Here is a 19,526-nt window from a genome sequence, read left to right on the forward strand (position 1 = left end):
ATATAACAATGAAAACTCTGCAAGAAAGACTAAACGAACTAAAAAGTAACATTGGTTTAAAACGCCATAGTGGTGATAGCGGCAATGAAGTTATCCCAGAGTTTGATTATAAAAAGAACCGGGCCTTGTACGACAAGCTTGCTAACGAAGATTTAAAAAAATTGCAGCGTGAAAGCCAACAAAAGCGCATTGAAAGACTTCATGGCCGCTCTGAGCTTGATCCAAAATGGGTATTCGACAACTTAATAGAAGATGCACAAGATGTGCAAGAAGCCGTGAGTATTGCTCGTTCATTTATTGCCGCACATAAAGACCCTAAGTGGCGCAACAGCCGCTCGCACATGATGCTTTTTTATGGTGATTATGGGCGTGGTAAATCACATATAGCTGGGGCGATAGCACATGAATTGATCAATAAATTCGAAACCAGTGTTTTGTATCGCCAGTTACAAACCTTGCTCGACATGCGCCTATTTTCTTATGACTATCAAGCAGAAGACAACGCGTCTATGCGTTACCGCGAAGTGAATCAACAACTACTCGATGTTGACTTGCTCATTCTTGACGAAGTTTGTGTTAACGAAACAGTATTAAAAAAGAATGCGCAAAGTTGGTTGGGCAATTTACTTAGACAACGCCGTTCGGCCAACAAAAACTGTATTTTAATCACTAACCATAATTTGAACGACCTTGAAACCGCTATTGGCCGCTATTGCTTTGAGTCGATTCGCGAATATGAAACCTACCAAGTACAATTTCAGGGTCCTAGCCGCCGCAAACCCCTCACCCAACAAATTGTAGACAATAAGCAAGCACCAACCAGTGGCTATCAGCCAAACACTATTAGCTATAAAAAGTAATACCTGTTGTTGGCGCCATTAGCGCAGATTGGAACGCTAACACCTTTTGGTATGAGCCCTGAGGTAGTTCTGGTGTACATAAAGGTATTGATATTTTTGGAAGTAAAGATACACAGGTAATAGCTTCAACCGATATGTTGATTTTCTATTGTTAGCATTGTCCCTATTCCATGGCTAATAGATGGCAGTACCCAAGGTTATAAAAAAGCGTTTTACCTCAATCCAATCGAATTTTTTGGATATTAAAGCAGTAATTTAAATACTTAAACACAAATTATCCACAATATCTGAACAGATTTTATTAGCATGTGTGTAAAGTTGGGGAAAACATGTTTGATTTCTTTGTATGAAAAAAGGATAAGTTTTGCAAAATTTAGGCTTGTGGATAAAAGCCCTACTTATACCCACTTTATACCTGAATTCAAGTACAGTTATACATAAGTTAGTTTTGACTTAAGATTCTGTTTTCAATACATAAAAAAGGCTTACTAACAGAAAATTGCTTGCATAATAATAATAGTAATAAAGATCTATATATTAAAAGATTAAAACTATAAAGCAGGACGAATTTACGTTTAACGGTAAAATAAAACAAACAATAAAGATCTTGGAATTTATAAAAAAATGCAAAAAATAGTAAAAGCAAATAGACTACTAGCATCAGACATAAAAAAGAAAAACAACATGATCAGAAACATCCCACATTATTTATTTAAGATCGATTTTATTATTGTTTTACTGCTTTGTTTTATTAGCTTTTGGGTAACAGCTAATGTTGACGACAAAGATAAAGTGTTACCAGAATATCTATATACTCCAGCGGCCAATCCTATGATAGAGGTATCAAAAACGCTGGAACAAGCCAAGCAAAATAATAAATTAGCCCTAATTGTATTAGGTGCTCAGTGGTGTCACGACAGCAGAGGCTTGGCAACCAATTTTTCAAAACCAGCTTTGCATCAAGTATTAAACGAACGTTTTGTTAGTTTATTTATCGATGTTGGAAATTACGAAGATAGGCGCGACATCACGCAGCGTTTTGGATATCCAATCTATTTTGCTACCCCTACTGTTTTGGTGGTAGATCCTGAAACAGAATTATTAATGAATGAAGATACCTTAACAATTTGGCAAAGTGCCTATAGTGTGGATTTTGAAAAGTACATGTCTTATTTTGCTGATGTAGGAAAAAATGAAGTATCTACCAACAGAATAGCGCGACTAAATAACAACAAAGGCCTTAAAATCTTTACTGAGCAACAAACAGAAAGACTACTAGTAGCTTATGCACGCTTAGCTCCTTTAATGGCCTTAGAAGACACCGGAGAGCTTGAAGATAAGTCTGAGTTTTATGCTTTGTGGAATGAAGTTCGTGATTTTCGAAGCCAATTACAAAAAGATCTACATCGTCTTAGAAACCAAGTAATTGAAACACCAGGCGTCTCACTAGATTTGCCAAGCTATGATAATTTTAGTTGGGAAAATAAATAATTACCCTTAAAAACGGCACCTCTGCTTACCATCAAAGATGCCGTTGACCACTACAAACTTAAAAACTGAATACTAAGCTTTGCGTCTTACAAAAAATCCAGCTAACGCTATTGAAAGTAAAGCGAATATGCTAGGAGTTGATACTTGCTCTACACGTATGGTCGCTATGCTGAGGTTAGTATTGCTTAGAAAATCAATCAAATTCCCATCTAAAATACTGCCGTTAGCTAACAATGAACCGCCAAATGCGGCCAATGATTCTGCTGCTCTAATATTTGGATTAGTGTCAACAGGGCTATCGGTAGCTGTGCTGCCATCAACAAACGGAGCTGCTGTCACATCTAAGCCTTCAGTTCCCGCATCATACAAATTAGCGCCGGTAATTTCGAATACTTGGTCTCCTAAATAATTACCTGCAGCATCAAACAATTGAATTGCGTCATCAGTGCCAAAAAAAGTATCGTTAGAAGGTAAAATCATTGATATAAATGAGAAGAACATATTGCTCATCGGGTCGCTAATATCAAACATTCTTGAACCTGATTCTTGTGGGAACAAAGGTCGCATGCCGCCGTCGGGGAAAATAACACCACCAACAGAATTTGGGTCTACAGCAACTCTTTCGTCTCGTAGTAGTCCTGGCGCACCTAATTCAGCAACCGCTTCAACACCGGCAGATGCTTCGCTACCTGCATCAAATATATCAAAAGCTGCGCTATGAAAAGCAGCATATACAGGAGTAAAACTCAGTCCGTTTTCTGGCGAATTGTTTTCTACGGTAATGCGGAGTACTGTTGCATTACTGAACGCACTTACACTCAACATTGCCGCTACTAATACACTACCTAGTAGTGAACGCGACTTAACACGTGTGTTTAAAAGATTCATTTCCTTATCCTTTTTGCTATCAAAATTCTTAAAATTATTTATGTCGCTTTACATGGAGTTGAGCGACATTCGCAATACTAGATCAAATAGAAAAGAATAAAATTTTGCTCATGCGTGCTAATACCCAATATGACAAATAATCACAAGTTAAATGTATTAAATTCATAAGGTTAAGTAAGACTTAAAGAAAGTATAACGTTTTTATAACGAGCCTTTTTGGGCCAAATTTAGCGGTTTTATTTTTTAGACTGAGTTGACAAATATTCGACAACGCCATTTAAATGGTCTTGCGCAATGTCAGATGAAGCGCCGATACGAGTGGCTTCAAGTATATTGAGCATAAAATACATTCCCTGATAAATCGCAATGCATATTGGATCGGCTTGTTTTAACAAATTATGGCCATAACCATGCCAAAACTCATCAGGTATATCACTTAAAACAAAAACCCATTCACTTAATGGATCGCCCCAATATGCTCTCTCCCAATCAATTAGTGCCTTTATATTTATGTTGTCGCCCTCACCATCAACAATGATATTTCTTGACCATAAATCACCATGGCACAACTTTGGTATGCGATGTTTGTCTAAATTCTTAGAAAAGTGAATTACTAAGTCTTTAAAATATCCCATTGACCTTATATCTAATCGATTATTAATAGCGTCTTGAATGAGTCCAAGTATCATATCCTCAATAAACAAAGACCATTTTTTAAAGGTTTTATTTGGGGCTGGATATCCAAATTCTAGCCCAGAAACTTTGTGTAAATCTTTTGAAGCTTTGCCCAATTGATACCAAATACGTTGGTTTTGATTATCTGAAAGGTTTTTAAAATGTTCAAACCAGAGCTTGCCTGATACATATTCTTGTAAAAATGCATGACGCCCACCTACTTTAAAAAAGGTGCAATAACGAGGAATTAAATTACTAGCATTTTGTAAAATAGTAATTAAGCCTTGTTCTCTTAACATTAAATTTCTTTCTGGAAAAAAAACCTCTGATTGCTTATGGGGTGCAATTTTTAAAACATATATGTTAGTGGTTGTTCTCACTTTGTAGGTATTGTTGAATAAGCCTGTATCTAATTCATCTATGCTTAATATCACATGATTCGTTAATGCGTTTTTCACACTAAGCGCTAAGGTTTGTTTATCTACTGCTTTTTGAAAGTCAGATGGCTTACGTTCTATTTGTGTAATCTGAATGATGATAGCCTTTAATAGTTTTTTCTAATTTTTGATACAGTAACAAATAAATCAATTTCTACTGAAACGCAAGTCAGTATCAATTAACATTCACCCAGTCAGTCATAGCGTGCTTTTACCCTAAAAATATCCTTAACAATTTGAGGGAAGTAGGTAAAATGTAGGCTGAAAGCAGATATCGTAAAATTGATAGATTAATAAAAAGTTTTACAAAAGCATTACAAACTGTTTACTTTTAATACTAAAAGTTGATAAACTCCGACCAGTTGCGTCAGTTAGCAGTCATGTTTTTATAAAAAAGCATAGAATACGCGTCAAAACACTATCAAATATGGTGTTAGTGTTTTTGCATACTGTTAGCTCTTAACCATATTATTATTTACACAACAACCACAGAATTAAGAGTATTTTATGATTTCAAATAAGTCGACATTGTTTAAACGTAAACCTATTGCCGCCTTGGTAGCGCTATCAATTGGTTTGAGTAGCCCAAGTCTTTTTGCCCAAGAAAACGAAACTGAAGAAGCCGAAGAAACGGGTTTTGAAGTTATAATGGTTACAGCATCAAAAAGAACGACTGGATTGCAAGAAACGCCTATCGCTGTTTCTGTAACTGGAGCTGAAGATATTGAGCAAACTAAAGTACTCGATATTCAAGATTTACAAACCTTAGTGCCAACATTACGTGTTACACCGTTGCAGCGCTCTACAAATACTAACTTTGCTATTCGTGGTTTTGGTAACGGTACAAACAACACAGGTATCGAGCCATCGGTTGGTGTATTCATTGATGGTGTATATCGTTCAAGAGCAGCAGCGCAAATAGGCGACTTACCGCGTTTAGACCAAATTGAAGTACTAAGTGGTCCACAGTCTACCTTATTTGGTAAAAATGCTTCAGCAGGTGTTATTAGCGTTCGGACTCAAGCACCTTCATATGATTTTGAATCGCGTATAGAAGCTGGTTTTGGTAATTATAATCAACGTTTGTTGAAAGCTTATGTGACTAACGGTATTACAGACAATGTAGCATATAGCTTGTCTGGTAATATTAACAAGCGTGATGGTTACACAGAAAGTGTTGTTGGTCTTGAAGATATTAACAACCGTGATCGTATGAGTTTACGTGGCCAATTACTTATTGAGCCTTCTGCTGATTCTAGCATTAGATTCATCGCTGATTATAGCGATATCGATGAAAATTGCTGTACAGTAGCTGATGTTATCAACGGTCCAACTACTGCTGCGGTTAGAGCACTTGGCGGACAAGTTTTAGATGAGTCTGACCCGTTCTCTTATGAATCAGCTGTTAACTTCACACCAAACAACAAAGTTGAAGACAGCGGTGTTTCAATGCAAATCGACGTCGACTACGACACTTTTGCATTAACGTCTATAACAGCATTTAGAAAGAACGAATCTAGCTATATTCAAGACGTAGATTTTACTTCACTCGATATATTGTCTGAAACAAACTCTACTAAAATAGACACTTTTACCCAAGAATTACGCTTAACTAGTACAACAGATGGCGATTTCAGTTGGATGGTTGGTGCATTTATCTTCCAAGAAGAAGTAGATACTGGCGATACCTTATTTTATGGCACAGGCACAAGACCATACTTTAATGCATTGGGCTTAGGTGATTTACTTGCCGGTGTCGAGCCACTTTACGGTTTAGCACCGGGTACTTTCTTTGGCGCTGACCAAAGTATCAATTCACAGTTTATTCAAGACAACGATGCTTATTCATTTTTTGTTAGTCTCGACTACAACTTGAGTGAAAACTTAACGGCAACCCTTGGTGCGTCATATACCAACGATACAAAAGACGTTAGTATTGAATCAATAAATACTGAAGTACTATCAAGTATCGATTTGGTTAATCAACCAACAGGCTTAGGTGTACCATTGTCGCTTATTCCTTCGTTGGCTCCATTTATTCCAACCCTGCAGGGCATTCAGTTCTTACCACCACAACTTGAATTCCCGAATTCAGTAGAAGATGGTAATACTGATGATAGTAAATCAACTTGGAGTATTCGTTTAGCTTATGAACTAAACAGAAACGTAAACTTCTTTGCAACAGCGGCTACTGGATTTAAAGCGTCATCGTGGAACTTGTCACGAGATACTCGTCCATTCCCAAGTGACCAAACTGCTCTTGAAAGTGCTGGTTTGACTCTTGCAAACCAAAGTTTCGGTACTCGTTTTGCAGGCCCAGAAGAGTCAACTGTGTACGAACTTGGTATGAAAACGCGTTTTGAAAATGGTGCGTTTAACATTGTTTTATTCGACCAAACTATTGAAGGTTTCCAATCAAGTACGTTCGTAGGCACTGGTTTTGTATTAGCTAATGCGGGTCAACAATCTACCACGGGGATAGAGTTCGATACGCTTTACCGTCCAACTGAAAGCATTGATCTAACATTTGCGGGTACACTTTTAGACCCAGTATATGATTCATTTGTAGGTGCTTCAGGTATAAACGGTGTGATTGATTTGTCTGGCGAAAAACCAGCGGGTATTCATGAGCGTAGTTTCACAGCTGGAATTACCTATAACTTTGATTTAAGCAACGGTTATTATGGTTATGTACGCACCGATTACTTGTATGAAAGTGAAGTGCGTTTAGTATCCAATGTGCCTGAATCGTTAACTCGTGCAACGAGTATGTGGAATGCTAGTGCTGGTCTAAACCTTGATAATGGAGTATCACTTCAAGTGTGGGTGCGTAACTTAAATAATGACGAGTTCTTCCAGTCGTCTTTCCCACCACCAATTCAAGACGGTAGTTTTAGTGCATATCCAAATCAACCAAGAACCTTTGGTTTATCGGTTGCATACGACTTCTAAGCTGAAGAGTGTCAGTAATTGAATTAAGTTTTAATTACTGGCTTTTTAGTTGATAAAAGTTCATGTTAAAAACCACCTTTATGTAAGGTGGTTTTTTTATGAGCAAACATTACTATGCATTCCTATTAATTTTAAATAACTACATAAACAGCGAGTAACATGCTTACGCTTATTAAGCCAGTCGTCGAATTTGAAGGTATAAATTTAAAAAGTACATATGACGCATATATTAATGAATTAGAAAACGAAGAGCGTTACCCTTACCCGATGGACTTAGACCATGAGGATTTTGTTTCTTTTGTCGCTTTACTAAATGACTATTCAAAAGGACAAAATTTACCTGATTTTTTAGTACCTAATACAACTTTTTGGCTTATACAAGATAATGAAATTGTTGCTTGTTCACATTTACGCCATACACTCAATAAGCAATTGACAGAAGCCGGTGGTCACATAGGTTTTGGTGTCAGGCCATCATACCGAGGCAAAGGGCTTGGCAAAGTGTTATTAGAGCAGACTCTTCAACAAGCCAAATTGAATGATATAAATGCAGTTCATATACATTGTTATGCCAGTAATCTTGCTTCTGTGGGTTTGATTAAATCAGTTGGTGCAAATTTAATAGCGTCACGGGCGCTCTCTCAAGAAAAACAAACCCTATTGAAGTTTATTTACCATCAAGCATTATGATGTGACAGTACATATGAATTGGTCAAAATTTACCCATTTAAAAGCGGTGTGACTTCATATATACTACGCGACCGTTTATCAACGGGTGTTAAAGCGGGTTTTAGCGAGTTTTTCAGTAGGGTTAATTAAAAGGTCATTTGGCGTTCATATGTTTTATCAAAAAGATTTTGATGTCATAGTTGTTGGTGGTGGTCATGCAGGTACCGAAGCTGCAATGGCAGCTGCGCGCATGGGTGCTAACACACTTTTACTTACACATAGTATTGAAACCCTTGGGCAAATGTCATGTAATCCAGCTATTGGTGGAATAGGTAAAGGCCACCTAGTGAAAGAAATTGATGCTTTGGGCGGCGCAATGGCAAAGGCCATTGACAAAGCGGGTATACAATTTAGAACCCTAAATTCTTCAAAAGGCCCAGCAGTAAGAGCAACGAGAGCCCAAGCGGATCGCACGCTTTATAGAATTGCTGTGCGTAATATGCTCGAGAGCCAAGAAAATTTAACTTTGTTTCAACAATCGTGTGACGATTTAATTGTTGAAAACGACCAAGTAGTGGGCGTTGTTACTCAAATGGGGCTAAAATTTAAAGCACCATCAGTTGTGATAACAGTGGGTACTTTTTTAGGCGGAACTATCCATATTGGCCTAGAAAATTACAAAGGCGGCCGTGCCGGCGATCCACCATCTATTGCTTTAGCAGAGCGCTTACGAGCATTGCCCTTTAGAGTAGATAGATTAAAAACTGGCACACCCGCTAGACTCGATTCTCGTACTTTAGATTTTTCCGTGATGCAAGAGCAAGCCGGTGATACACCACTACCCGTTTTCTCATTTATGGGAGATGTAGCTGATCATCCTCAGCAAATTCCTTGTTACATTACTCATACGAATGAACAGACTCACGATATTATTCGCACAGGCTTAGATCGTTCCCCCATGTACACAGGCGTGATCGAAGGTGTAGGACCACGGTATTGCCCTTCTATTGAAGACAAAATTGTGCGCTTTGCGGATAAAAATTCACACCAAATTTTTGTGGAGCCAGAAGGCTTAGATAGTATTGAAGTTTATCCCAATGGTATTTCTACTAGCTTACCATTTGATATCCAAATGCAGTTAGTACACAGCATTAAAGGTTTTGAAAACGCGCATATTATTCGTCCTGGTTATGCCATTGAATATGACTTCTTTGACCCGCGCGATCTTAAACAAACACTCGAAACCAAGTTTATTAAAGGCCTATTCTTTGCTGGCCAAATAAACGGTACAACAGGTTATGAAGAAGCGGGTGCACAAGGCCTTATTGCTGGCACAAATGCCGCATTACAAGTACAAGAGAAAGATCCTTTTGTGCTGGGTAGAGATCAGGCTTATATGGGTGTGCTAATAGATGACTTAGCTACTATGGGCACTAAAGAACCCTATAGAATGTTCACTAGCCGCGCCGAGTATAGGTTACTTTTACGTGAAGATAACGCCGATATGCGATTAACGCAAAAAGGCCGTGAATTGGGACTTGTATGTGATGAACGTTGGGCCGCTTTTAGTGAAAAAGTGGAACAAATAGCTTTAGAAAAACAGCGTTTAAGCCAACAGTGGATCCACCCTAAGCATGATGCAACAGCTGCTTTAAATGAGATCTTAAAAACACCAGTGAGCAAAGAACATTCATTGGAAGAACTTATTCGTCGTCCAGAAATTACCTATCAGCAACTAATGTCAATTGATAGTTTAGGCCCTGGTTTGAGTAATCAAAAAGCAGCGGAGCAGGTAGAGATACAAATTAAATATGCGGGTTATATTGCTCGTCAACAAGACGAAATCAGTAAATCAAAACGTAATGAGAATGCTGTCTTACCAACAGATTTTGATTATTCAAAAATTTCTGGCTTGTCGAATGAAGTGGTTGCTAAATTGACTGATGCACGCCCTGAAACCATCGGTAAAGCATCCAGAATTTCTGGTATTACTCCAGCCGCTATTTCTTTATTATTGGTATATTTGAAAAAACACAATATGCTATTTAAACAAGAGCGCGAAAGTGCCTAGTAGTCGCCCTTCTGAGCAAAATCCACTTGCAACAGAATTACACAAACAATTCACTAATTTAGCTGCCTCTTTGCCATTTTTAGTGAGTCACGAACAACAACATAAGCTCATTGATTTTGTGCTCCTGCTGCACAAATGGAATAAAGCATATAACTTAAGTGCTGTCCGTGAGCCTGAACAAATGCTTGTTAAACATATCTTTGACTCTATTGTAGTAAGCCCCTATTTAAAAGGTGAGCTTTTTGCTGACGTTGGTACTGGACCTGGTTTACCCGGTATTCCTTTGGCGATAATGAATCCGGATAAAACCTTTCATCTGATTGATTCTTTGGGTAAACGCATACGATTTATAAAACAAGCGGCTCATGAACTCAATATTGAAAACATCTTGCCTATACAAAACAGAGTAGAAAAAGTACTTGTAAATCAGCCATATGACGGCGTACTTAGTAGAGCTTTCGCTTCGCTAAATGATATGCTGCAGTGGTGTTCGCACCTAATTGACGGCAAAGGTCAATTTTTGGCATTAAAGGGCCAACTGCATGAAGAAGAGCTCAATCAAATTCCTGAACAATTTAAACTAGTACAAAGCATCCCACTTTTGATACCATCACTGAATGGTGAAAGGCATTTAGTCGTGGTCGCCAAAAATTAATGCATGTATAGCAAGCACTAGCTATTAGCACGGTATTTGTGACGACATTAAATTTTAAATGATTCATGACATTATTCACAACATATAGGATGGCAATACTTTGGCGAGAGTCATATCAATAGCGAATCAAAAAGGGGGGGTTGGTAAAACAACAACCGCAGTCAATGTTGCTGCATCAATGGCCGCAACTAAACGCAAAGTGTTGTTGATTGACCTTGACCCTCAAGGTAATGCTACTATGGGTAGCGGTGTCGACAAGTATAATGTTGAAAACACATGTTATGAGCTGTTAATAGAAGAAAAGCCTCCTGAAGAAGTCATCATTACTGAAACTTCTGGTAAGTACCATTTAATCGCTGGCAACTCAGATGTAACTGCGGCAGAAATAAAACTCATGGAAGTATTTGCTCGTGAAGTCAGGCTCAGAAACGCTTTAGAGAAAATACGCGCTAATTACGACTATATTTTTATAGACTGTCCGCCTTCGTTGAACCAATTGACGGTAAATGCCTTAGCTGCTTCAGATTCTGTCTTGGTGCCTATGCAGTGTGAATATTATGCTTTAGAGGGCGTTACAGCATTAATGGACACCATTGAGAAGTTAGCGTCGGTTGTCAATCCAGCGTTAAAAATTGAAGGTGTGCTTCGCACCATGTACGATCCTAGAAACCGCCTCGCTAACGATGTGTCAGAACAATTAAAGCGTTATTTTGGCGATCAGGTTTACAGGACAGTGATTCCTAGAAATGTGCGGTTGGCAGAAGCTCCATCACATGGCGAACCAGCTATGTATTATGACAAAACGTCAAACGGTGCAAAGGCTTATTTAGCTTTAGCGGGTGAAATTTTGCGTCGACAGAAAAAAGAAAAATGACGTTTGGTAATTAGAAAAAATAAAAACGCGATAAAAATTAAAACATCGGGGTTAAATGATGGCACCAAAAACGAAAGGACTTGGTAGGGGTTTAGACGCACTTTTAGCAACAAGTAAAAGTGTTGCAGACAAACAAACAAAAGACGCAAATGCGAGCTTGGGGCAAGAAGTTGGTAGCGCTGGCGAAAACGAACTAAAAAAGATCGCTATTGAGTATTTGCAACCAGGTAAATATCAACCGCGTAAAGATATGGCAAATGAAGCTCTTGAAGAGCTAGCGGCTTCAATTAAATCACAAGGTATTATACAGCCTATAGTCGTGCGCGCGATTGGCGAAAATAAATATGAGATCATTGCTGGAGAACGCCGCTGGAGAGCAGCTCAAATTGCCGAGTTAGACACAGTTCCTTGTTTAGTCAAAGACATTCCTGACGATGCAGCGGTTGCGATTGCTTTAATAGAAAATATTCAGCGTGAAGATCTTAATGCGATGGAAGAAGCGCAAGCCTTAGACCGCTTAATGGTTGAATTTAATTTAACTCATCAACAGGTTGCCGATGCGGTTGGCAAATCACGCGCGACAGTATCTAATTTATTACGATTAAATGGTTTACAAACTTCGGTAAAAACCTTGTTAGAGCATGGTGACATTGAAATGGGCCATGCTAGAGCATTATTAGCGATAGATGGCGATGAGCAATCTGAACTTGCCAAGCAAGTCGCTGAGCAAGGGCTCACCGTACGACAAACAGAGGCTTTGGTGAAAAAGTCGATTGAGGTCGACAAGCAATCACCTTCAGCGTCTAAAAAACCTGATCCAGACGTGGTTAGATTACAAACTCGTTTATCTGAAACATTTGGTACTCAAGTTAGGATAGATCATAATGCCAAAGGCAAAGGAAAGGTGGTTATCAACTTTTCTGATTTGGCACACTTAGATGGTATTTTGGCTCACATAAACCTGCCTGAGCAAGACTAAGCGATTACTCTCGCTGAGTAGCATTGTCTGTTCATTGAGAAAATTCCCATATCAACAATATGTTGCCTATAACAAACGGTAGTATACCTTGTTGGTATTTTGCTAAAACGTAATTCTCATTTAAGACTAAAAATAAACCTTGCTTTATTACTGTATGTTGCATAGTATAAATACTGTGTATTGTACAGTGTGCGACACATAGTAAGATGCATAATACAATACACAGTACAGATGTTTGCATTTAAGTTGACTACTTAAATGCACTAATGGACGCTCAAGATAGGATGAAAAATGTCAGAGGAACGCAAACACAAATTACGTTTAGAGTTGCGCAGAGGTGTGCTTATTCTGGCGGTATTAGGTGCCAGTAAAACACCTCAATACGGATATTCACTCCGCAAACATCTTAACGAAGCGGGCATAGATATCGATGAAGGCACTCTGTATCCCCTAATTAGAAGGTTAGCCGACCAACAGTTATTAGACAGTGAATGGAAACACGCAGAGGGACGAGAGCGCCGGTATTACAAACTTTCCGAAATGGGCAGTGAAGTCTTAGAACAACTTACCGCTGATTGGCAAAGTTTGAATCAGAGTTTATTGAATATTTTAGTGACAGGAGAATAAGCTAATGGAATTAGTAGACCGTTATATGCAAGCCGTTGAGTATTATTTACCAAAAGGCAAAAAAGGTGATATTTCGCGTGAATTACGTGCCAATATTATGGACGAAATAGAAGCAAAGCAAAATGATAAAGCTAAAGATCTTGATATTACAGAGGTATCTGCTTTGCTCAAACGCCAAGGGCATCCTCAAAAAGTGGCGCAGGCTTATTCACCGCTCTCTCCACTAGTAGCTAGTGAGGATATGCCCTTATATAAGTCAGCAATGATCAAAGCGCTTATTTTCCTATTTTGCTACGCCATATTAACAGCGGGGAATTATTTATTTGAAGAACAAAGTGTCAACGCTTTTGCTTATTTGTTCGTAGCGCTCGGAAGTTTTCTTGACAATATAGGTTTGGTATTAATTGTTGTTACTACTAGCTTTTACTTCGCTGGTAAAAACGGTTATTTAAATAAATGGCGTTATCCTAAATGGTCACCTGAATCTTTGCCAAAAGCTAATGCTCAAATAATAAGCAAGTCAGACTCTGTATCTGAAATTGCCACTAGTGTTTTTGCGTTGATGATGTTTTCTACACCCATTTGGATGGACCCAATAAGCTATGAAAAACTAATTTTAGGTTTTGCTCCTGACATGCAAGCGTGGCGTATCATTTTATCCGTTCTTGTATCTTATTCTTTAATCTCTGCAGTTTACAGAATTAACAAACGTTATTGGACGAGAACTTCTTTGGCAGTATATGTGGCAGAATATTTGGTCTATATAGCAACAATGCTGTATTTATGGACGCAACCCGCACTTGTAGTTGTGCATAATCCACAAGCTTCCGATTTAAACCGAATTATTGAAGGATTATTTACATATGGTTGGTTGTTTGGGGTATTTATTTTCACTTTGATTACTGTTTCATTGATTCGTAAGTGGTTTAAGTTGTGATTTATATCTATCGCGTGCGCTACTCTTTTTGTTGTTCTATTTGTTTGAAAAATCCGAGCTTTAGCTGAAGCGTTATCTGATAACTAAGATGTTTTTTAATAAAACAACAAAAATGCGCAGTGTAAGGTCACCAAATAATAGGAAAACAGACTTCAATTATCCCTTAATAATCGGCGCATATGGTTGAATTTTTCGCATATAACAGTATACTGCACACGCTTTTGGGTTGGGTATGCTCAAAATAGGTGCAAAGACTTGAAAAAAAGCGCAAAGAAGCCCATAGGAAGCTCTGGAAAAAAATTGGCATTAAAAGGCATTTTATTTCAGTTGTTGGTGGCCGTAATACTGCTTTCTTTCGTAGCACTTGTGCAAGTTGAATATGTCATTGCCAGTTTGCTTGGCTGTTTAAGTTTCATAGTACCGCATAGTATTTTTGCTTACTGGGTTTTCCGGTTTGCAGGCGCTTCTAAAAATGAGTTAGTGGCGCAAAGTTTTAGTCAAGGCATGAAAATAAAACTGCTATTGACCAGTATGTTTTTTGTTATTGCGTTTTTTCAACTTAACGTGCATCCGCTTCCCTTATTAGGTGCATACGCAATAATCATGGTTAGCCAGTGGTTAGCTATGTTCTGGTTGAAAGAATAATGGATAAGTGTTCGTTTTCTTTCTAAGAATAAAGTCTTAATGACAATTCGCCAGTAAAATGAAAAGATTTATAAATTACACAATTTGGGTTTAACAATGGCATCTGAATATACCACTACAGAATATATCCAACACCATTTAACTAACGCTACCATGTGCTCGGTTGACGGCGAAATTGCTTTCAATAAGGCCTGTGGTGATGCTGGTTTTTGGGCGGTACATGTCGACACATTAGCTGTGTCTATTGTTTTGGGTTTAATATTTCTTTTTCTTTTTCGTCGCACTGCAAAAAAAGCAACAACAGGTGTTCCTTCAAAGTTTCAAGCCTTTGTAGAAATCGTTATAGAGTTTGTACAAGACAATGTGACAAGCACTTACCATGGTAAAAGCGCACTAATAGCGCCGTTAGCGTTAACTATTTTTGTTTGGGTTTTATTAATGAACCTTATGGATTTAGTACCCGTTGATGTATTACCCGCTATTGCTGGGTTAGTGGGCGAAACAGCCTATGGTATGGATTCACATGATGTGTACGCTAAGTTTGTACCTACCACTGATTTAAATCTGACCTTTGCGCTAGCTTTGGGCGTTTTCGTACTCATTATTTACTATTCAATAAAAATGAAGGGCATCGGCGGCTTTGCCAAAGAACTTAGCATGAGCCCTTTCAATCACTGGGCATTTATTCCAGTTAACTTAGTGCTAGAATTGGTGACTTTGTTTGCTAGGCCTTTGTCACTTGCACTACGTTTATTCGGAAACCTATATGCGAGTGAATTGATATTTATTCTTATTGCTACCCTTGGTTATGTGCAAGTATTCCTGCATTTCCCTTGGGCAGTATTCCATTTGTTGGTACTCCCTCTTCAAGCGTTTATATTCATGATGTTAACCATTGTGTATTTAAGCTTGGCAAGTGAAGACCATTAAACCTAGTTTTACATTTATAAACTTTAAACTTAACTAAAATCGGAGATACACAATGATCGCAATCGCAGTTGCACTACTAATCGGTATGGGTGCCCTAGGTACCGCTATTGGTTTCGGTATTCTTGGGGGTAAGTTCCTAGAATCAGCTGCTCGTCAGCCTGAGCTAGCACCACAACTTCAAGTAAAAATGTTTATCGTAGCGGGTCTAATCGATGCAATCGCCATGATCGGTGTTGGTATCGCTCTATATCTATTGTTTGCGGTAGGTCTTGGTTAATAACCAAACTTTGGTTTAGTAAACATTAAATAAGGAGAGTCGCCATGAACATGAACGCTACTCTAATTGGTCAGTTATTTGCATTTGCTGTTTTTGTAGCATTTTGCATGAAGTACGTTTGGCCGCCATTAATGGCAGCCATACAAGAACGTCAAAAAACCATTGCTGATGGTTTAGCGGCATCTGAACGTGCTGAAAAAGACCTTGAACTTGCTCAAGAAGCAGCAACCAAGCAGCTTAAAGAAGCTAAGCAGCAAGCAGCTGAGATTGTTGAGCAAGCTAAAAAGCGTGCAAATCAACTTGTTGATGAAGAAACGCAACGTGGTCACACCGAACGCGAAAAAATTATCGCGCAAGGTTACGCCGAAATTGAAGCTGAACGCAATCGCGCTAAAGAAGATTTACGCAAACAAGTATCTGCTCTAGCAGTTGCTGGTGCAGAAAAAATTCTTGAGCGAGAAATAGATGCTGCGGCACAGAACGACATTGTTGAAAAACTTGTCGCTGAATTATAAGGGAGATGAGCAATGTCTGAATTGACAACCGTCGCTCGCCCTTATGCCAAAGCCGCTTTTGATTTTGCGGTTGAGAAGGCTGATATTGCTAAATGGCAAGAGATGCTAGTGTTTGCAGCAGAGGTCGCTATTAACGACGAAATGCGAAACATACTAGCCAGTGTGTTAGCGCCTGAAAAACTTGCTGAATTGTTTAACAGTATTTGTGCTGAACAACTCAACACTCATGGTCAGAATTTTATACAAGTTTTGGCTGAAAATAATCGTTTATCTGCATTGCCTGATATTTCGAGCCAGTTCAATATTCTCAAAGCAGAATATGATAAAGAGATTGATGTAGACGTTACGTCTGCTAAAAAACTCACTAAAGTACAGGTAACGAAAATGAGTGCGGCGCTAGAGAAACGATTAGCACGTAAAGTGAAGCTTATTTGTAACGTGGATCCTACATTGGTCGCTGGTGTAATAATTAAAGCCGGTGATACAGTAATAGATGGTTCCGTACACTCAAAATTGAACCGTCTAACAGACGCGTTGCAAGCATAGGGGATAAAGAGCATGCAACTTAATTCCACTGAAATTGCAGAACTGATCAAGAAACGAATTGAGAAGTTTGATGTAGCTAGTGAAGCTCGTAATGAAGGTACTATCGTCGGTGTAACTGACGGTATTATTCGCATACACGGCCTAGCCGACGTTATGCAAGGTGAAATGATTGAACTTCCGGGTAGCCGTTACGCTATCGCACTTAACTTAGAACGAGATTCTGTAGGTGCGGTTGTAATGGGTCCATATGCGGATCTTCAAGAAGGTACAAAAGTACAATCAACCGGTCGTATTTTAGAAGTACCTGTTGGTCCAGGTCTACTTGGTCGTGTTGTAAACACACTTGGTGAACCTATCGATGGTAAAGGCGCAATTGAAGCAGCAGCTTTTGAAGCCGTTGAAAAAATTGCACCTGGCGTAATTGAGCGTCAATCGGTCGACCAACCTGTACAAACAGGCTATAAGTCTGTGGATTCGATGATACCAATCGGTCGTGGTCAGCGTGAGTTAATCATTGGTGACCGCCAAACAGGAAAAACTGCTCTAGCCGTTGATGCCATTATCAACCAAAGAGGAACAGGTGTTAAATGTGTATACGTAGCGATAGGCCAAAAGGCATCTACTATCGCTAACGTGGTTCGAAAGCTTGAAGAGCACGGTGCGATGGATCATACCATTATCGTTGCGGCTTCTGCTTCAGAGTCTGCTGCACTTCAATACTTGGCGCCATATTCTGGCTGTACAATGGGTGAATATTTCCGCGACCGCGGCGAAGACGCACTCATCGTATATGATGATTTATCAAAACAAGCGGTAGCTTATCGTCAGGTATCTTTGTTGCTTAAACGTCCTCCAGGTCGTGAAGCATATCCTGGTGACGTTTTCTATCTTCACTCACGTTTATTAGAGCGTGCTGCTCGTGTAAACGATGTGTATGTTGAAAAATACACAAACGGTGAAGTTAAAGGGAAAACTGGTTCGTTAACGGCATTGCCGATTATCGAAACCCAAGCCGGTGACGTATCTGCCTTCGTACCTACTAACGTAATTTCGATTACAGATGGTCAGATATTCCTAGAGTCTGACTTATTTAATGCAGGTATTCGTCCGCCAGTTAACGCAGGTATTTCGGTATCTCGAGTTGGTGGTGCAGCGCAAACTAAAATTGTTAAGAAATTAGGCGGTGGTATTCGTCTAGCACTTGCACAGTATCGTGAATTAGCAGCATTCTCGCAATTTGCATCAGATCTTGATGCGGAAACGCGTGCGCAGTTAGAGCATGGTGAACGTGTAACTGAGCTTATGAAACAGAATCAGTATGCACCTTTGTCGGTTGCAGAAACGTCGGTTTCTTTGTTCGCGGCTGAAAAAGGCTATTTGAAAGATATTGAACTTAACAAAGTTCTTGATTTTGAAGCGGCCCTACATTCGTATATGAACAACGAAAATGCTGAGCTAATGAAAACCATTAACGACACTGGTAACTACAACGACGACATTGAATCACAGTTGAAAACAGCGTTTGATACGTTTAAATCAACACAAACGTGGTAATTCAGTGGGCATCAACTTTTGTTGGCGCCACGTTGAGTAATATCAGGCAAGTGGAGAATATTCATGGCTAGCGGAAAAGAGATAAAAGGTAAGATTGGGAGTATCAAAAATACTCAAAAAATTACCAGTGCAATGGAGATGGTTGCAGCTTCAAAAATGAAGCGAGCTCAAGATAGAATGAGCTCTGGCCGTCCTTATGCGCAAAATATGCTAAAAGTGATTGGTCACATAGCCAATGGTAGTTTGGAATATCGCCATCCTTATTTGGAAGAGCGTGAAGTCAAAAATGTAGGATTCATTGTTGTTTCTACTGACCGTGGTTTATGTGGTGGCTTAAATACCAACGAATTTAAGTTGGTAACACAACAAGTTAAAGCTTATCAAGAACAAGAAGTAGGCTTGCATTTTGCCGCTCTTGGATCGAAAGCAGTTGCCTTTTTTAGTCGTTTTGGCGGCAATGTAATGGCTGCTGAATCGGGTCTAGGTGATAAGCCAAGCGTAAGTGATGTTGTGGGTGTTGTTCGTGTCATGCTAGATGCATATGACAAAGGCGAATTAGACAAGGTATTTCTTGTATATAACGACTTTGTGAACACAATGACACAAGAACCGAAAATCAATCAATTATTGCCTTTGCCTAAATCAGAAGATGAAGAATTAAAGCATCGCTGGGATTATATATACGAACCTGATCCAAAAGACATTTTGGAACAGTTAATGGTGCGTTATATAGAATCTCAAGTTTATCAGGGTGTTGTAGAAAACATCGCGTCAGAGCAAGCGGCGCGAATGGTAGCAATGAAAGCCGCTACCGACAATGCTGGTAACCTTATTGATGATTTGCAATTGGTATACAACAAGGCTCGCCAAGCCGCGATTACACAAGAAATAAGTGAAATCGTTTCTGGCGCAGCTGCTGTTTAGGTAAAGAACATTTAAAGTTT

At 39.0% G+C, this 19,526-nt stretch carries 19 protein-coding genes and 1 pseudogene; 18 read left to right on the top strand and 2 right to left on the bottom strand.

Translation table 11 applies throughout. The features are described from left to right. Window positions 1-8 precede the first annotated feature (8 nt). The 3 genes and pseudogenes from RM552_RS08305 (at window position 9) to RM552_RS08315 (ending at window position 2,351) form a co-directional block, all read left to right on the top strand. Window positions 9-860, top strand: coding sequence for a DnaA ATPase domain-containing protein (locus tag RM552_RS08305; protein WP_311368361.1), 852 nt, complete (start codon window positions 9-11; stop codon window positions 858-860). After that, window positions 860-1,106, top strand: a pseudogene (locus RM552_RS08310) (hypothetical protein). The gene RM552_RS08305 and the pseudogene RM552_RS08310 overlap by 1 nt, the downstream one beginning before the upstream one ends. Before the next feature lie 378 nt (window positions 1,107-1,484). Then, complete coding sequence (locus RM552_RS08315; RefSeq protein ID WP_311368362.1) at window positions 1,485-2,351, top strand: thioredoxin family protein; 867 nt, start codon at window positions 1,485-1,487, stop codon at window positions 2,349-2,351. A 72-nt stretch (window positions 2,352-2,423) separates the two neighbouring features. Here RM552_RS08315 and RM552_RS08320 read toward each other — a convergent pair whose 3' ends face one another. Together RM552_RS08320 and RM552_RS08325 are read right to left on the bottom strand one after the other, a co-directional pair. Continuing rightward, window positions 2,424-3,239 carry a spondin domain-containing protein gene (locus RM552_RS08320; RefSeq protein ID WP_311368363.1) on the bottom strand — a complete coding sequence of 272 codons (816 nt, stop codon included), beginning with the start codon at window positions 3,237-3,239 and terminating at the stop codon, window positions 2,424-2,426. A 236-nt stretch (window positions 3,240-3,475) separates the two neighbouring features. Next, window positions 3,476-4,372 carry a phosphotransferase family protein gene (locus RM552_RS08325; protein ID WP_311368364.1) on the bottom strand — a complete coding sequence of 299 codons (897 nt, stop codon included), beginning with the start codon at window positions 4,370-4,372 and terminating at the stop codon, window positions 3,476-3,478. Window positions 4,373-4,858: 486 nt separating this feature from the next. On the opposite strand from RM552_RS08325, the gene RM552_RS08330 reads away from it, so the two are divergent. The 15 genes from RM552_RS08330 to atpG all read left to right on the top strand — a co-directional run bounded on the left by RM552_RS08330 (window position 4,859) and on the right by atpG (window position 19,506). Then, entirely contained in the window at window positions 4,859-7,303 is a 2,445-nt protein-coding gene (locus tag RM552_RS08330) for a TonB-dependent receptor (protein WP_311368365.1), read from the top strand. Window positions 7,304-7,462: 159 nt separating this feature from the next. Further along, entirely contained in the window at window positions 7,463-7,993 is a 531-nt protein-coding gene (locus RM552_RS08335; protein WP_311368366.1) for a GNAT family N-acetyltransferase, read from the top strand. 148 nt (window positions 7,994-8,141) lie between these two features. Beyond that, window positions 8,142-10,043, top strand: coding sequence for a tRNA uridine-5-carboxymethylaminomethyl(34) synthesis enzyme MnmG (gene mnmG / locus RM552_RS08340; protein WP_311368367.1), 1,902 nt, complete (start codon window positions 8,142-8,144; stop codon window positions 10,041-10,043). A 70-nt stretch (window positions 10,044-10,113) separates the two neighbouring features. Further along, entirely contained in the window at window positions 10,114-10,698 is a 585-nt protein-coding gene (gene rsmG / locus RM552_RS08345) for a 16S rRNA (guanine(527)-N(7))-methyltransferase RsmG (protein WP_311368833.1), read from the top strand. A 100-nt stretch (window positions 10,699-10,798) separates the two neighbouring features. Beyond that, window positions 10,799-11,572: a ParA family protein gene (locus tag RM552_RS08350; protein ID WP_311368368.1), complete on the top strand. Its 774-nt coding sequence runs from the start codon at window positions 10,799-10,801 to the stop codon at window positions 11,570-11,572. Between the two features lie 58 nt (window positions 11,573-11,630). Continuing rightward, window positions 11,631-12,551, top strand: coding sequence for a ParB/RepB/Spo0J family partition protein (locus RM552_RS08355; protein ID WP_311368834.1), 921 nt, complete (start codon window positions 11,631-11,633; stop codon window positions 12,549-12,551). 291 nt (window positions 12,552-12,842) lie between these two features. Next, entirely contained in the window at window positions 12,843-13,178 is a 336-nt protein-coding gene (locus tag RM552_RS08360; RefSeq protein ID WP_311368369.1) for a PadR family transcriptional regulator, read from the top strand. A 4-nt stretch (window positions 13,179-13,182) separates the two neighbouring features. After that, complete coding sequence (locus RM552_RS08365; RefSeq protein ID WP_311368370.1) at window positions 13,183-14,115, top strand: hypothetical protein; 933 nt, start codon at window positions 13,183-13,185, stop codon at window positions 14,113-14,115. Window positions 14,116-14,370: 255 nt separating this feature from the next. Next, window positions 14,371-14,760: an ATP synthase subunit I gene (locus RM552_RS08370; protein WP_311368371.1), complete on the top strand. Its 390-nt coding sequence runs from the start codon at window positions 14,371-14,373 to the stop codon at window positions 14,758-14,760. Window positions 14,761-14,856: 96 nt separating this feature from the next. After that, complete coding sequence (gene atpB, locus RM552_RS08375; protein ID WP_311368372.1) at window positions 14,857-15,690, top strand: F0F1 ATP synthase subunit A; 834 nt, start codon at window positions 14,857-14,859, stop codon at window positions 15,688-15,690. Between the two features lie 52 nt (window positions 15,691-15,742). Further along, window positions 15,743-15,967, top strand: a complete 225-nt coding sequence (gene atpE, locus RM552_RS08380; protein WP_297348786.1) for a F0F1 ATP synthase subunit C — start codon at window positions 15,743-15,745, stop codon at window positions 15,965-15,967. Between the two features lie 44 nt (window positions 15,968-16,011). Next, window positions 16,012-16,482, top strand: coding sequence for a F0F1 ATP synthase subunit B (gene atpF / locus RM552_RS08385; RefSeq protein ID WP_311368373.1), 471 nt, complete (start codon window positions 16,012-16,014; stop codon window positions 16,480-16,482). A gap of 12 nt (window positions 16,483-16,494) precedes the next feature. Then, complete coding sequence (gene atpH, locus RM552_RS08390) at window positions 16,495-17,028, top strand: F0F1 ATP synthase subunit delta (protein ID WP_311368374.1); 534 nt, start codon at window positions 16,495-16,497, stop codon at window positions 17,026-17,028. A gap of 12 nt (window positions 17,029-17,040) precedes the next feature. Continuing rightward, the gene (atpA, locus tag RM552_RS08395; protein WP_311368375.1) at window positions 17,041-18,582 is read left to right on the top strand and encodes a F0F1 ATP synthase subunit alpha; all 1,542 of its coding nucleotides are present in this window, start codon (window positions 17,041-17,043) and stop codon (window positions 18,580-18,582) included. Between the two features lie 63 nt (window positions 18,583-18,645). Further along, window positions 18,646-19,506 (top strand): F0F1 ATP synthase subunit gamma, encoded by an 861-nt coding sequence (gene atpG / locus RM552_RS08400; RefSeq protein WP_311368376.1) that lies wholly within the window; start codon window positions 18,646-18,648, stop codon window positions 19,504-19,506. The last annotated feature ends 20 nt before the right edge of the window (window positions 19,507-19,526 follow it).

It is taken from the genome of Glaciecola petra (assembly GCF_031846345.1).
GTDB classification, from domain to species: domain Bacteria; phylum Pseudomonadota; class Gammaproteobacteria; order Enterobacterales; family Alteromonadaceae; genus Glaciecola; species Glaciecola petra.